Annotated in this window: 12 protein-coding genes; 6 read left to right on the plus strand and 6 right to left on the minus strand. The window is 73.7% G+C overall.

The window, feature by feature from the left end:
* Nucleotides 1–46: 46 nt before the first annotated feature.
* A complete protein-coding gene (locus PCA76_RS16445) occupies nt 47–892 on the plus strand; it encodes an LLM class flavin-dependent oxidoreductase (RefSeq protein WP_272611308.1) in 846 nt (281 codons plus the stop codon).
* A gap of 7 nt (nt 893–899) precedes the next feature.
* Here PCA76_RS16445 and PCA76_RS16450 read toward each other — a convergent pair whose 3' ends face one another.
* Nucleotides 900–2,075: a PQQ-binding-like beta-propeller repeat protein gene (locus PCA76_RS16450; RefSeq protein ID WP_272611309.1), complete on the minus strand. Its 1,176-nt coding sequence runs from the start codon at nt 2,073–2,075 to the stop codon at nt 900–902.
* Between the two features lie 31 nt (nt 2,076–2,106).
* Nucleotides 2,107–3,810, minus strand: a complete 1,704-nt coding sequence (locus PCA76_RS16455; RefSeq protein ID WP_272611310.1) for an acyl-CoA dehydrogenase family protein — start codon at nt 3,808–3,810, stop codon at nt 2,107–2,109.
* Between the two features lie 148 nt (nt 3,811–3,958).
* On the opposite strand from PCA76_RS16455, the gene PCA76_RS16460 reads away from it, so the two are divergent.
* The 4 genes from PCA76_RS16460 (at nt 3,959) to PCA76_RS16475 (ending at nt 8,830) form a co-directional block, all read left to right on the plus strand.
* Nucleotides 3,959–4,417 (plus strand): Rv0361 family membrane protein, encoded by a 459-nt coding sequence (locus PCA76_RS16460; RefSeq protein WP_272611311.1) that lies wholly within the window; start codon nt 3,959–3,961, stop codon nt 4,415–4,417.
* Entirely contained in the window at nt 4,404–5,627 is a 1,224-nt protein-coding gene (locus PCA76_RS16465; RefSeq protein WP_272611312.1) for a low temperature requirement protein A, read from the plus strand. Before PCA76_RS16460 ends, PCA76_RS16465 begins: the two co-directional genes overlap by 14 nt.
* Before the next feature lie 96 nt (nt 5,628–5,723).
* The gene (locus PCA76_RS16470; RefSeq protein WP_272611313.1) at nt 5,724–8,174 is read left to right on the plus strand and encodes a tetratricopeptide repeat protein; all 2,451 of its coding nucleotides are present in this window, start codon (nt 5,724–5,726) and stop codon (nt 8,172–8,174) included.
* A gap of 206 nt (nt 8,175–8,380) precedes the next feature.
* On the plus strand, nt 8,381–8,830 hold the full coding sequence (locus PCA76_RS16475) for an AfsR/SARP family transcriptional regulator (protein WP_336298078.1): 450 nt from the start codon (nt 8,381–8,383) through the stop codon (nt 8,828–8,830).
* Here the strand turns inward: PCA76_RS16475 and PCA76_RS16480 are convergent.
* Nucleotides 8,818–9,360 carry a calcium-binding protein gene (locus PCA76_RS16480; protein WP_272611314.1) on the minus strand — a complete coding sequence of 181 codons (543 nt, stop codon included), beginning with the start codon at nt 9,358–9,360 and terminating at the stop codon, nt 8,818–8,820. The genes PCA76_RS16475 and PCA76_RS16480 overlap by 13 nt on opposite strands.
* Nucleotides 9,361–9,561: 201 nt before the next feature.
* Here PCA76_RS16480 and PCA76_RS16485 point away from each other — a divergent pair, with 201 nt between their 5' ends.
* On the plus strand, nt 9,562–10,410 hold the full coding sequence (locus PCA76_RS16485) for a hypothetical protein (protein ID WP_272611315.1): 849 nt from the start codon (nt 9,562–9,564) through the stop codon (nt 10,408–10,410).
* Between the two features lie 59 nt (nt 10,411–10,469).
* Here PCA76_RS16485 and PCA76_RS16490 read toward each other — a convergent pair whose 3' ends face one another.
* Genes PCA76_RS16490 through PCA76_RS16500 form a run of 3 tightly spaced genes read right to left on the minus strand, consistent with a single transcriptional unit; the run spans nt 10,470 to nt 13,428 of the window.
* The gene (locus PCA76_RS16490; protein ID WP_442930126.1) at nt 10,470–11,195 is read right to left on the minus strand and encodes a thymidine kinase; all 726 of its coding nucleotides are present in this window, start codon (nt 11,193–11,195) and stop codon (nt 10,470–10,472) included.
* A gap of 56 nt (nt 11,196–11,251) precedes the next feature.
* Entirely contained in the window at nt 11,252–12,643 is a 1,392-nt protein-coding gene (locus PCA76_RS16495) for an MFS transporter (RefSeq protein WP_272611316.1), read from the minus strand.
* A gap of 17 nt (nt 12,644–12,660) precedes the next feature.
* Nucleotides 12,661–13,428, minus strand: coding sequence for a glycerophosphodiester phosphodiesterase (locus PCA76_RS16500; RefSeq protein WP_272611317.1), 768 nt, complete (start codon nt 13,426–13,428; stop codon nt 12,661–12,663).
* Nucleotides 13,429–13,456: the final 28 nt, after the last annotated feature.

Raw genomic sequence — 13,456 nt, forward strand, 5'->3', positions numbered from 1 at the left:
GTGACACTCGCGGCTGAGCGTCGGACCCCCGCCCTACGGTCGACGGATGAGACACGGTCTGGAGATTTCCTGCGGCGGTGCCTCCGTCACAGTGTCCACCCTCGTGGAGCTGGGTGAGCTCGCCGAGCGCGCCGGCTGGGACGGCGTGTTCCTCGAGGACTACCTGATCCACTACTCCGGCGACGAGCCGTCCACGTACGACCCATGGCTGGTGCTCGCTGCGATCGCCGGCCGCACCGCCCGGGTGCGACTGGGCACCACGGTCACCGCGCTGCCCCGGCGCCGCCCGGCGAAGCTGGCGCGTGAGGTCCTCACCCTCGACCACCTCAGCGCGGGCCGCGCCACCGTGGCGGTCGGCGTCGGCGACCCGGGTGACCGAGGGCTGGCCGCGTTCGGCGAGCAGACCGAGATGTCCGTGCGGGCCGCGATGCTCGACGAGGGTCTCGACCTGCTGACCGGGCTGCTCAGCGGCGAGCGGGTCAGCCACCAGGGCACCCACTACCGTGCCGACGGGGTGACGCTGCGACCCGCGCCGGTGCAGTCGCCCCGGGTGCCGGTCTGGGTCGGCGGCAGCACCCAGGCCGCCGCGGTGCGCCGCCGCGCGGCCCGCGCCGACGGCATCGTGCCGTACAAGCTCACCGACACCGACGAGTGGTCCGACTTCACCCCCGACGAGGTACGCGAGCTGGTGAGCGCCCTGCCACCGACCCGCGCCGACGGCCAGCCGTTCGACGTGGCGATCGGCGGCCGGCGGCGCAGACCCGACGAACGCGCCGAACGGACGTACCTCGACGAGCTCACCGCGGCCGGTGCCACCTGGTGGCTGGAGTTCATCCCGGTCGGCGATCCGGCGGCGATGCGCGCCGCTGTCGCCCGTGGGCCCCTCCGCTGACGCCGGGTCAGGATGCGTCGAGCGGCCAGACCGTCACGCGTGCGGTGCCGTCGCGGCAGATGAGTCCGGCGGCGACCCGCCGGCAGTCGGTCAGGCCCGCCGGGAGCACCGCGGTCACCCGAGGGCCGTCCCGGCCCACCGTCGCGACCAGGGTGCGCTTGCCGTCCGACGCCATTCCCAGCAGCAACAGCGGCTCCGTGGCGACCCGTGCGCCCGCCACAGTGTGCCAGCGCGCGCCGGCCGGCCACGTCCACGCCCGCGTACCGGTGCCCACGTCGATCGCCCAGCGGCCCCGCTCATCGTGTCCGCAGATCAGGCCCTGGCAGGGCCGCAGGGTCAGCTCGCCCGGCTCCACCGGCGTCTGCCAGCGCGGTGCCAGCCCAGGCAGGTCGTACCCGGTCAACGCCGCCCCACTGCCGCTCGGGTGGCGCAGCACCAGATTCCCGCCGACGACCTGGGGATTGTCCGGGCCGTAATCGGCCGGCGGAAGCCATCCCCGTCCCCGGTCGGTGCCGTCGCGGGCGTCGAGCAGCCGGGCCAGCCCGTCGTCCTGCACCAGCAGCACTCGCCCGGGCGTGCCGGGCAGCACCCTCAGAACGGCCGTGGAGGGCAACGGGACCGACCATCGGGTCGCGCCGGTGGCGGGCTCGACGCCGTGCACCGTGCCCTCGACCCGCCGCCCCGGATCGGAGGCACTGCGAACCTCGCTCACCGCGACCGCCGCGTCGCCGGCCGCGTACACCCGTTCGGGTCGCTGCCACAGTGGCTGGCCGGTACGCATCGACCGTGCGGTGGTCACTCTCGCCCCGCGTACCTGGTCGCGTTCGGCGACCAGCAGCAGGTCGCCAGCTGCCTCGGCGGACCACCCGGAGGCCGGCGGCATCGTGACCTGCCACCGTGCCGGGCGATGCGGCGCGGCCGCGTCGTAGGCGCTCAACGTCGGCGGGTTCGTGCCGGGGTCGACGACCAGCAGCAGCGGGCCTGACCCGAGCACGGTCGCTCCGGCGGGCAGCGCGGGCCCGACCCGGGGTGTCAGGTGCGCGGGCTCGGCGGCGCCGCCGAGCAGCAGCCCACACACCATCAGCAGCAGCGCCACCCGCCAGCGGCGGGACACCTCCGGCGGCGGCGGGCGGTCGTCCGGGGGCGCGCCCCGGTCGTCGTCCAGCTCGATCAGCACCGACATGGGCGCCCAACCGTCCGCCCGCGCCGGCCGGTCAGCAGAGCAGGTCCAGATGGTGGTGGGCGTCCTCGGCGATCTCCTCGTGCCGCAGCCAGCGCCGCGCCCACAGTCGGGCGGCCAGTTCCGCCTGCTCGTCACCCCACGCGGCGTGCTCGATGAGCAGCGCGGTGGTCAGCGCGTACGCCAGGCGCAGCGCCAGGCCACGGGCGCCGGCGAGCACCGTCGGCGCACCCGGGTCGGCGGTCACCGAGGTGATGGTGTCGCCCAGCTGCGCGGCGGCGGCGGCCAGGGTGTCGGCCAGCACCGGCGACAGCGGCCGGGCCAGGTCGACGGCGGCGGCGAGCCGGCCCAGCAGCGGCGCCCCGGCGTCCTCCCGGGTCAACGCGCGCAGCACGTCCAGGGCCAGCACGTTGGTGGTGCCCTCCCAGATCGGCAGCACCTGGGCGTCGCGCAGCAGTCGGGGCACGCCGGTGTCCTCCACGTAGCCGGCCCCGCCGAAGCTCTCCACGTACTCACTGGCGGAGCTGACGGCGAGCCGACCGGTGGCCAGCTTCGCCAGCGGTGCCACGATGCGCAGCTCCGCCGCGGCCACCGGGTCGGCACCGACCTCGACCCGCCCGAGCAGGGCAAATGCGTGCCCGGCCAGCGCGAACGCGCCCGCCGCGTCGACCGCGAGGGTGCCCAGCGTCGCCCGGTGCAGTGGCGAGGACGCCAGCGCGCCGCCGGCGACGTGCCGCACGTCGGCGTACGCCCGGGCGTAGGCGAGACCGCGTCGCATCCCGCCGGCCGCCGCAGCGGCGTTGTGCACCCGGGTCACCACCACCAGGGTCATGGCCCGGACCAGGCCGGGCACCGCCGGGTCGCCCAGCGGTACGGCGTATGCGTCGCGCAGACCGATCTCGGCGGTGGGCAGCGCCCGGGTACCGAGCTTGTCCTTGAGACGGTGCACGGTGACACCCGGTGCGGGTGAGTCCGGTGCCACGCCGCTGGCCAGCGGTGAGTCGGCCGCGTACCGGGGAACGAGGAACGGTGCGAGCACGCGGCTGCCGCGCCCGGCGCCCTCCGGTCGGGCCAGCGCCACCGCCATCGCCGCGTCGGCGGCGGAGCAGAACCACTTTTCTCCGGTCAGCCGCCACGAACCATCCGCCGCGGGGCGGCCGACCGTGCTCGATCGGCCCAGGTCGGAGCCGCCCTGCGACTCCGTCATCCACTGCCCGCTGGTGATCGCCGTGGCGGGGTCCGTGGAGATCAGCCGGGGCAGCCACGTGTTGCGGACGCCGGCGTCCACGTCGGGCATGCTGAGCAGCGCCGCAGCCCCGTCGGCCATCGCCACCGGGCAGGAGAACGTCGCCGATTCCGGCCCGTACAGGTGCAGCAGGGCGTGTTGCACGACCCGCGCGGCGGCGCCCCAGGTGCCGCGCGCGTCCGGAAGGTAGGGCAGCGCGACCACGGCGTGTCGGGCGGCGGCGGCGCGCTGCGCCTGCCAGCCGGCGGAGGTGTCGATCCGGTCGATCCGGGCACCCCACGGGTCGTAGCGGACCAGCGTCGGCGGGTGCGCCTCCGCGTCGGCGTGCGCCGCGCGCAGCGGCCCGGCGACGTCGGCGGCCAGGTCGGCGAGGCGGCCCTTCGCGGCGGCGTGCCCGGCCGGGCCGAGGTGACGCTCCAGCCAGGACCGCAGCAGGCCGTCACCGGCGTACGCGTCGACGGGGCGTGGTACCGGCTGCACGAAGCGGCTCATCGATCGGCTCCTGGACACTGCTCGGGGGGTGTGCGCCGACGGTAGACGATCCGTGGTCGATCCGAACAGGGCATACCCGCCCACCGGGCGCACCCAGTTTTCGGCTTGTCGTGCTCCGGTGCGATGGTGTTCTCTACGGTCGGTAGTCGTGGGTGCCGGCCAGCCGTGGAGCCGACCGGCCCGGCGTCACCGCCCGATGCGCACCGGGTTGGCCTTCGTCGGGTTCGGCGTGGCGCTGTGCTGCGTCGGGGTGGCCGGCCTGGGCGCCTGGAACCTGCAGACCGTCCGTCAGGCCGCCGGCCCGATCCGGGAGACCGCCGACGGCTTCCTCAACGAGGTGGCCCTCGGCGACAGCGACCGGGCGTACGAGCGGCTCTGCGAGGACGCGCGCAGCCGGTGGAGCGCCATCGGCTTCACCAGTTGGGTGCGTACGCCGCCGATGGTGACCGACTACGAGATCACCGACGTGTCGGTGGCCACCCGCAGCGGGCGACCGCAGGGCACGGTGACCGTGAAGGTGACCCGCGACGGTGGGATCAGCGAGGAACGCCGCCTGCCGGTGGTCCGCGAGGGCGGCGACTGGCGGGTGTGTGGTGACCCGTTCTGAGCCGCCGGTCGTCCGGCCGAAGCGGCCCTGGTTGCTACGCGAGCGTCGGGGGGTGGAGCCGACCACCTCGACGGAGCTCTTCTTCGATCTGGTCTTCATCTTCACCATCACCCAGTTGGCGCATTACCTGATCGCGCATCCGGACTGGCGTGGGGCCGCACGCACCGCGCTCCTGCTGGCGCTGGTCTGGTTCGTGTGGATCTACACCGCCTGGGGGACGAATTGGCTGCGACCCGACCAGGCGCCGGTCCGGGCGCTGCTGATCGCGCTGATGCTGGGCAGCCTGCTGCTCTCGGCGGCGATCCCCGAGGCGTTCGCCGGCGCCGGGCTTGTCTTCGCGCTGGTCTACGTGACCGTGCAGGTGGGCCGCACCCTGTTCGCGCTGTGGGCGGTGCAGGGCCAGCCGTGGCTGGTCGACGGGTTTCAGAAGACGCTGCCGTGGTTCACCGCAACGTCGTTGCTCGTGGCGCTCGGCGCCGTGGTCGGCGGAGCCTTCCAGGAGGTGCTGTGGGCGGCGGCGATCGTGATCGAGGTGATCGGCCTGTCGACCGGGTTCCCGGTGCCCGGTCTGGGCCGTAGTCCCGCCGAGCGGTGGATGGTGGAGGGCGGGCACCTGGCCGAGCGGTGCCAGGCGTTCATCCTCATCGCCCTGGGTGAGTCGATCCTGGTCACCGGGAGCACACTCGCGCAGCACCTGGACCTGACGATGTCCGGCGCGTTCGTGCTGGCGTTCGCCGGTTCGGTGGCGCTGTGGTGGGTGTACTTCGCCCGGTCGGCGCCGGCGGCGGAGGAGGTCATCGCCCGCGCTGGGGAGCGCACCGGCGCGTTGGGCCGGCTGGCGTTCAACTACCTGCACCCTGTGATGGTCGCCGGCATCATCGTCACCTCGGCGGGCGACGAGCGGCTGCTGCGCGAGCCCGGTGCGCCCGCCACCACGGTCACCGTGCTGTTCACCCTCGGTGGTCCGGCGCTGTTCCTCGCCGGGCACGCCGCCTACAAGGCGGTGCTGTGGCGGACCCTGCCGACCGGCCGGATCGTGGCCGTGGTGGTCCTGCTGACGCTGATGCCGGTCTGCGTCGGGCTGGGGGTGCCCGTCGCAGCGTGCGCCACGGTGGCGGTGACCATCGCCGTGATCATGACCGACCGGTTCGGGTACGACCGGCCGCCCGACAGCCGTCCCGACCGTCCGGCGGCACTGCGTCGGTTGTAGGACAACCGCACACCAGGCCGACCGCCGGCTGGTTAGCGTGGGTCACCGGCCCTCCGGGTGACCTTCCGCAGTGCTCGGACGAGCGGAGGCGACGCGATGGCAACCGCGCAGCGGACCTGGCCACAGCGGTGGCTGATGCTGGTGGCCGCCGCCGGCTACGGCAAGACCACCGCCCTGGAGACCATCGGCGGGGACGGACCGACGGCCTGTCACCGGGCGACCGACCTGATCGAGGTGGCGTCGCTCGCCACCAGCCCACCGACGGGCGCGCGCCCGCTGGCCCGGGTCGCGGTGGACGAGGTGTCCGCGCTCACCGACGACGACCAACTGACCCTGGTTCGTCTGTTGACCGCGCTGCCGGGTCAGCCGGCGGTGACGCTGGCTGCCCGACATCCGCTGGCCGACGAGGCGCTGAGCGCCTGTGCCGTACCCGTCGTCGAGCGCGGGCCCGAAACCCTCGCGCTCAGCCGCGACGCGGTCGCCCGGATCCTGCGCGACGAGCACGCGGTGCCCGACAGCGACCTGGCCTACCTGGTGTACGAGCTGACCTCCGGCTGGCCAGCGTGGGTACACCTCGCCGGTGACGCCCTCGGCCGCCAGGGCGTCGGCCGGCGGGAGTTGCTCGCGGCCCTGACCGAGCCCGGCACCGCCGGTGGGCACTTCGCCCGCGATGAGGTCCTCGCCGACCTGCCCCCGCCTGTGGCGCGGCTGCTCGGTCGTGTCCACGACCTCGATCCGGTCAGCGCACCGCTGTGTGTGGTGGTCGACGGTCACGCCACGGCCGACGCCACCGAGGAGGCGCTGCGTTGGTCGATCCGCACCGGGCTGCTGGTCGCCCACCCCCGCCGACAGACCGGCCGTACGCCGCCGACGTTTCACCTGGTCCGGGTGCTCGCGGCGGTGTTGGCGCAGCAGTCGGGCCGGCCAGACGCCGCAGGGCGCCACCGGCTGCACGCCGCCGCCGACTGGTACCTGACCAACGCGTACCCGCTGGCGGCGGCCCGAGCCCTGCACGACGCCGGTGACACCGGCGGGTGCGCTGACCTGATCGCACGCCACGGCGGAGAGATGCTCGCTGGCGGCGGTGCGCCGGACGTCACCGAACTGGTCAGCGCGTTGCCGCAGACCGAACAGAGCGCCGACATCCGGCTGATCCACGGTGAGGCGCTGCGAATGTCCGGCTCGGTGACCCAGGCGTCACGGGTCTTCGCCCCGCTGCTGGCACAGGCGGACCGCGACCGTCGCTGGTCGGCGCGGCTGCTCTGGCGGGCGGCGATGGTGCCGTACCTGCGTGCCGACTATGCCGGTGCCCTGGCCGTGCTCGACCTGGTCGGTACACAGCCGACGGTTACCCCGCCCGACTCCGACGACGTGCTGTTGCTGGCCTGCCGCAGCAGCACCCTCGCCCAACTCGGCCAGGTCGAGGACGCCCTCACCACCGGGACCCGAGCGCTCGCCGCGGCGCAGCAGTTGAACGAGGACGGCCCCTTGGCGGCGGCGCACATCGCGGCCGCGCTGACCTCGTCCGGCACCCGCCGCGACGGGCACCTCGCCGAGGCCCTGGCAGCGGCGGAACGCGCGGGCGACCTGGTCCAGCAGGCGCGGGTCCTGGTCAACCAGGCGCACTGCCTGCTGCGGGAGGCCCGTTACCCGTCGGCGCTGGCCACCGCCGTGCGGGCCGTCCGCTCGGCGGAACTCGCCGGCCCGCCGGGAGCGCTGGTGACCGCTCTGCACAACGCCGGTGAGGCGCTGCTGCGGCTGGGGCGTTACGACGAGGCGACGCTGCACTTCACCCGATCCACGTTGGTCTCGCAACGGCTGGGGCTGAACCGGGCGGCGGCCGGGGTCTACGGGATCGCCGAGGTCAGCCGCCGCCTCGGCCGGCGGGAGGAGGCGCTGGCGTCCTTCACCGAGGCGGTGGAGCTGGCCCGCGACGTGGGAGACCTGCAGGTGCTCATTCCGGCGCTGGTCGGCCTGGCCCGGCTGCGGTGCGAGGGCGCGGGCGCCGACCTCGCGGCCGCCCGTGCCGCCGCCGACGAGGCGCACCGGCTGGCGCCGGCGTTCCTGCTCTCATCCGCGCTGGTCGCGGCGGGCTGGGTGGCGTACGCCGGGGGTGATCTGGGTGTGGCCCGGCGGCGGGCGGCCGAAGCGGTCGGTGCGGCCCGGGCCGGCCGGCAGTCCGACGCGTTGGCGGAGGCGTTGGAGCTCACCGCCGCGGTCGCCGCCGAGCCGGCCGCGAGCCGGGGCGCGTTGCTGGAGGCCGGCGAGATCTGGCGGCCGCGGGCGCGGGTCCCGCCGCCGAACAGACCGTCGTCCTGCTGGGGCGCATCCCGGGTGCCGACGGCGCACAGCGGTCGGCGGCGCAGGTGGCCGCCGACCGGCTGGTGGCGCTCGGGGTCGAGACGGTCGACGGGCGGCAGTTGTCCGAGCCGACCGCCGGCGGTGGCACCGTCGAGGTGCGGGTGCTCGGCCGGTTCGAGGTCATCGTCGGTGGGCGGGAGGTCCCGCTGCCGGCGTGGCGGTCCCGGCAGGCCCGTACGCTGCTGAAGATCCTCGTCGCCCGGCGTGGCCGCGCCGTGGGGCGGGCCGAACTGTGTGACCTGTTGTGGCCCGACGACGAGCCGAGGCGTACCGCGCACCGACTGTCGGTGCTGCTGTCCGCCGTGCGTGCCGTGCTCGACCCGCCCCGCCGGTGGCCCGTCGACCGGTACGTCCGCGCCGACCTGACCGGCGTGCGGGTCGACCTGACCCGGGTGGTCGTCGACGCGGAGAGCCTGCTCGCTGACGTCCCGCAGGCCGAGCGCCTCGCCCGTGACGGTGACCCGGCGCGAGCCCGCGAGATGCTCGCCGAGGTGGACGCGGCCTACCGGGGGGACGCCTTCGCCGACGAGCCCTACGCGGACTGGGCCGACGGGTTGCGGGAACAGACCCGCTCGGTGTGGTTGCGGGCGCTACGCGAGCTTGCCCGCCTGTACCGGCGCGACGGTGACGCCGACCGGGCCGCCACCACCCTGGTCCGGCTGCTCGACGCCGACTCCTACGACGAGTGGGCGCACCGCGCGCTGGTCGGGACGCTGGTCGGCGCCGGCCGGCACGGGGAGGCCCGGCGGGCGTTCGACCGGTGGGCCGGGGCGATGCGCTCGATCGACGCACCGTCCCCGGACCCGGCCGTGCTGCGCAGGCGGGCCGGTCAGCAGCTGTAGAGGTTCTCGTTGCCCGCGTCGGTCATCACGTACTTGTAGAAGATGTCGTTGGGGTCGGTGCTGCTGTCGTCCGCGCAGGTGTCCGCCCCGGACCCCCCGTCGAGGGTGTCGCCGGCGACGACACCCCAGATGATGCCGCTCGTCTGCCCGATCAGCAGGTCGGCGCCGTTGGCACCGGAGAGGACATCGTTGCCTTCGAGGCCGGCCAGCAGGTCATCGTCGGCGCCGCCGACGATGATGTCCCCGCAGCCCTGACCGAATATGGTGTCGTCGCCGGCGCCGCCGCGGATCGTGTCGACGCCACCGCCACCGTAGATGGTGTCGTTGCCGCCGAGCCCGTAGATCTCGTCGGGTCCGCTGCCGCCGTACAGGATGTCGTCACCGTCGGTGCCCATGATCGGGTCGCCGTCGGTGGTGGCGCACGGATTCGCGTCCGGATCGGCGTGCGCCGCGACGCCACCGCCGCCGACCAGACCGCCGCTGAGCAGTAGGGCGGCCAGCACCGCCGCCGCCGACGCTCGGGTACGCATGATGGGACCTCCTGTTCGTGGGCCCCCGTCCGGAGCCCGGCGACGCCGCGATGACGTCGCCCGCAGGGTCGCAGCCGCACGTCATCGTGGCGTCAGTACGCCGTCCGCGGTCGCGCTGCTGACGCCCTCCTGACGGCCGTGCGGAGTCTGATCCCACAGCCGTCGTCGACCGTCGACGAGGCAGTGCGGAGGGAAGATCCAATGAAGCGGAAACTGGCTGGTCTGGCAGTGCTGACCGGCATGGCGGCGGCCACGACGCTGCTCGCACCGACGAGCCCGGCGCAGGCGTCGGTCGGCCTGTACCGGGTCGCCGCCACCAGCGTCCTGGACGCGACGAACTCCAAGACGATGCCCATCTCCTGCAACGGCGTCGACCAGGTCGTCGGTGCCGGCGGGCGCATCAACGACGGTCAGGGCGACGTCCTGATGACCCGCGTCTACGCCGACGCCACCCTGCACACGGTGACCGTGCTCGGGGTGGAGGCCAACGCCACCAACGTGCCCTGGTCGGTGGACGCGTTCGCGGTCTGCGCACCGGCCGGGGCGGTGGCCGGCCTGCAACTGGTCACCACCACGTCGGCGAACAACGCGTTGAACAAGGTGGGCATCACCGCCGTGTGCCCGCCGGGCAAGAAGACCTTCGGCGGTGGGTACCGGATCGACAACGCCAACGCCGCGGTGGCGATCGACGAGCTGGCGTTCACCTCGGCGCTCGGCTCGGTGTCGAGCACCGCGTACGTGTTCGGCGCGCCGGGCAACTTCACGTTGCAGACCCAGGCGTTCTGCGCCAACCCGCTGCCGGCGATGGCGTTGACGGAGGCGACGAGCGCGTTCAACGCGAACGCGCCGAAGACCGCGACCGCGCCGTCCTGCGCGCCGGGGTCGCAGACGGCGGGAGTCGGCGCGGTGCTGACCGGGCTGCTCGGGTCCGGCTCGGTGGCGACCCTGCTGCCCAAGGCGGCACTGGACAGCGCGGACGCCACCGGGCGGGAGATCGTGCCATTCGCCGCGTCGTGGAATGTCAAGGCGCAGCAGGTGTGTGTGGGCTGATCCACCCGTACCAGGGCCGGCCGTCCCCAGCTGGGGGCGGCCGGCCGGCGTGTCTTCGCTCAGCGGCCGGTGTTCGCCGGGCCGAGGTCGCCGCTGCGGTAGTGCCGGCGGCACAGCACCTGGTAGCGCACCTCGGCGGTGTCCACGGTGTCGCCGATGACGACCTGCGCACCCTCGCGGACGACCCGTCCGTCGACGACGCGCGCGTTGAGCAGCCCTTCCCGGCCGCACCAGCAGAGCACCTCGACCTGGATGCGGGCCACCTCGTCGGCCAGTTCGAGCAGGCGCTGCGTGGCGGGGAACAGGCGGGACCGGAAGTCCGTGGCCAGGCCGAACGCGAACACGTCGACGTCGTAGCTGTCGACCAGCTCGGCCATCTGCTCGACGTGTTCCACGGTGTAGAAGCACGCCTCGTCGCAGATCAGGTAGTCGACGCGTACCCCGTCGGCCCACCGGCCGCGGACCAGGGCCCGCAGGTCCAGGTCGTCGGTGACCTCGATGGCCTCGTGGGCCAGCCCGATGCGGGTGGTGACCTGTGGGCCCAGCGACCGGTCGATACGGGTGGTGACCAGCCCACGACGGCCCTGCCGGGCGTGGTTGTAGTTCATCTGCAGCGCCATCGTGGACTTGCCGCAGTCCATCGGCCCCCAGAAGAACTTCAACGCCGCCGCGTGCACCGGACGCCCGTCGAGCCCGCGCGCCGCCGCGCACCCCGCCGGAGCGTGCGGCTGGCCGGGGAACGGGTGGGCCAGGCAGGTCGGGGGAGTGGCGGCGTCGTCAGTCACGGTCGGGCAGCCTAGCCGATCGGCCGCCTCTGATCTGCCGGGTGCGGGATGCGTGCTCAGAGCACCCGGGGTGGCGTGTTGCCTGCCGCGACGATGGCACGTCGGATCGGCACAGCGGCGAGGAGCAGGAAACCGACCACGAAGAAGATCAGCAGTGAGACCAGGCCCACCCGGTAGGAGGAGGTGAGCTGGAACACCAGGCCGAAGGCGAGCGGGCCCAACCAGCTGGTGCCCTTGTCGCTGATCTCGTAGAAGCCGTAGTACTCGCCTTCCTTCCCGGCCGGGATGAGCTGGCTGAACAGCGACCGGCTCAGGGCCTGGCTGCCGCCGAGGACCAGGCCGATGGCCGCGCCGAGGACCATGAACGGCACCGGGGCCTCGGCGGGCAGCCGGAACGCGGCGATGATCACGCCGGTCCAGAGCACCAGGCTGAGCAGAACGGTCTTCCAGGCGCCGATGCGCTTGGCCAGCGCGCCCAGGCTCAACGCGCCGCCGAAGGCGAGGAACTGCACCAGCAGGATGGTGACGATCAGGGTGCTCTGCTCCAGGCGCAGTTCCTCGGTGCCGTACTGGCTGGCCAGGGTGATGACGGTCTGGATGCCGTCGTTGTAGACCAGGAAGGCGAGCAGGAAGTACAGCGTCAGCGGGTACGCCTTGATCTCCCGCATGGTGCGGCCGAGTTGGCGGAACCCGTCGGTGAGCACGTTGCCTCCGCCGGCCAGGGCCGCGACGCTGGGGCGCTCGCGCAACCAGCGCAGCGGCACCAGCGTGAACGCCGCCCACCACACTCCGGCGGACACGATCGACCAGCGGGCCAGGTCCAGGGTGCGTTGCGGGTTGTCACCCTCGTCGAGCAGGGTGATCACGACGAGGTTGAGCGCCAGCAGCAGACCACCGCCGAGGTAGCCCAGCGCCCAGCCGCGGCTGGAGATGCCGTCGCGTTCGTCGGGGCCGCCGAGCTGCGGCAGGAACGAGTTGTAGACCACGATCGCGGCGCCGAAGGAGATGTTGGCGATCAGGAAGAGCGCCCCGCCGAGCAGGTAGCGGTCGCCGGTGACGAAGGCCATCGCGATGGTGGCGCCGGCACCGGTGAACGCGGCGCCGCCGAGCAGCCGCTTCTTGTGCGCCGACCGGTCGGCGATCGCCCCGATGACCGGCAGCACGAACACGGTGAGGAAAACCGACAGTGAAATCAGGTACGGGTAGTAGGACCCGGCCGCGACCTTGATGCCCAGCGGGTACACGAACCCGTCGCAGGTGTCCGCGCCCAGCTCGCAGCCGGCGTTCAGCTCGGCGACGGTGGTGAGGAACGGGCCGAGGAACACCGTGATGACGGTGGTCTGGAACGCGGAGTTGGCCCAGTCGTAGATGTACCAGCCGCTGCGCTCGCGGCGAGTGCTCGCCGGAGGCGGGGTGTCGTCCACCGTGGGGGTGACGGTCTCGGCCATCGGGGGTCCTTCGATGGTCAGGCGGCCCAGTGGCCGCGGCTGCGGTAGACGTCGCGCAGCACGCCGACGTGATCGGTCATGATGCCATCCACACCACGATCCAGTAAGTCGTGCATCTGGTCCGGTCCGTCGATCGTCCAGACGTGCACCTGCAAGCCGATCCAGTGGCAGTAGGCGAGGAATCGGCGGTCCACCACCGGCACCCGCCCGTAGTGCGGCGGCACCTGCGCGGCGACCACCGACGGGGGCAGCCGCAGGGGGCGCCCGTGCAGGGAGGCGAGCCGTAGCCGGGCGACGCCGCGCATGCCGAGGCTGGTGGCGACCCTCCCCTCGGTGAGCGCCCGCAGTCGGGTCAGTCGGGCGTCGCTGAACGAGGCGAGCAGCACCCGGTCGGCGGCGCCGGCCCGGGTCACCGTCGCGACCGTCGGCTCGACGCCGCCGTCGGCCTTCACGTCGATGTTGAAGCGGACCTGCGGCCAGGCGCCCAGCACCTCGTCGAGCCGGGGTACGACGGCGGCGCCGCCGACGCGTACCGAGGCGAGGTCGGCCCAGCTCAGGTCGGCGATGCGCCCCGTCGCACCGGTGAGCCGGGCCAGCGTCGGGTCGTGGAAGATCACCGCCACGCCGTCCGCGGTGGCGTGCACGTCGGTCTCCACGTACCGGTAGCCCAGCCCGATGGCCCGGGCGAACGCCTCGGTGGTGTTCTCGTCGCCCTCGGCCGCGCCGCCACGGTGGGCGAACGCCAGCGGCGCGGGCGCGTCGAGGAAGCCGGGTCGGGTCAGCACGCGACGCAGTATGCCCGCCGCCGGTGGA

Origin of the sequence: Micromonospora sp. LH3U1 (assembly GCF_028475105.1) — a bacterium.
Lineage (GTDB): Bacteria > Actinomycetota > Actinomycetes > Mycobacteriales > Micromonosporaceae > Micromonospora.

Coding starts and splice junctions, on each gene's coding strand:
- PCA76_RS16455 (WP_272611310.1), bottom strand. CDS start 3,810: ATGAGCCGCTTCGTGCAGCCGGTACCACGCCCCGTCGACGCGTACGCC.
- PCA76_RS16470 (WP_272611313.1), top strand. CDS start 5,724: ATGGCAACCGCGCAGCGGACCTGGCCACAGCGGTGGCTGATGCTGGTG.
- PCA76_RS16495 (WP_272611316.1), bottom strand. CDS start 12,643: ATGGCCGAGACCGTCACCCCCACGGTGGACGACACCCCGCCTCCGGCG.
- PCA76_RS16480 (WP_272611314.1), bottom strand. CDS start 9,360: ATGCGTACCCGAGCGTCGGCGGCGGCGGTGCTGGCCGCCCTACTGCTC.
- PCA76_RS16485 (WP_272611315.1), top strand. CDS start 9,562: ATGAAGCGGAAACTGGCTGGTCTGGCAGTGCTGACCGGCATGGCGGCG.
- PCA76_RS16450 (WP_272611309.1), bottom strand. CDS start 2,075: ATGTCGGTGCTGATCGAGCTGGACGACGACCGGGGCGCGCCCCCGGAC.
- PCA76_RS16445 (WP_272611308.1), top strand. CDS start 47: ATGAGACACGGTCTGGAGATTTCCTGCGGCGGTGCCTCCGTCACAGTG.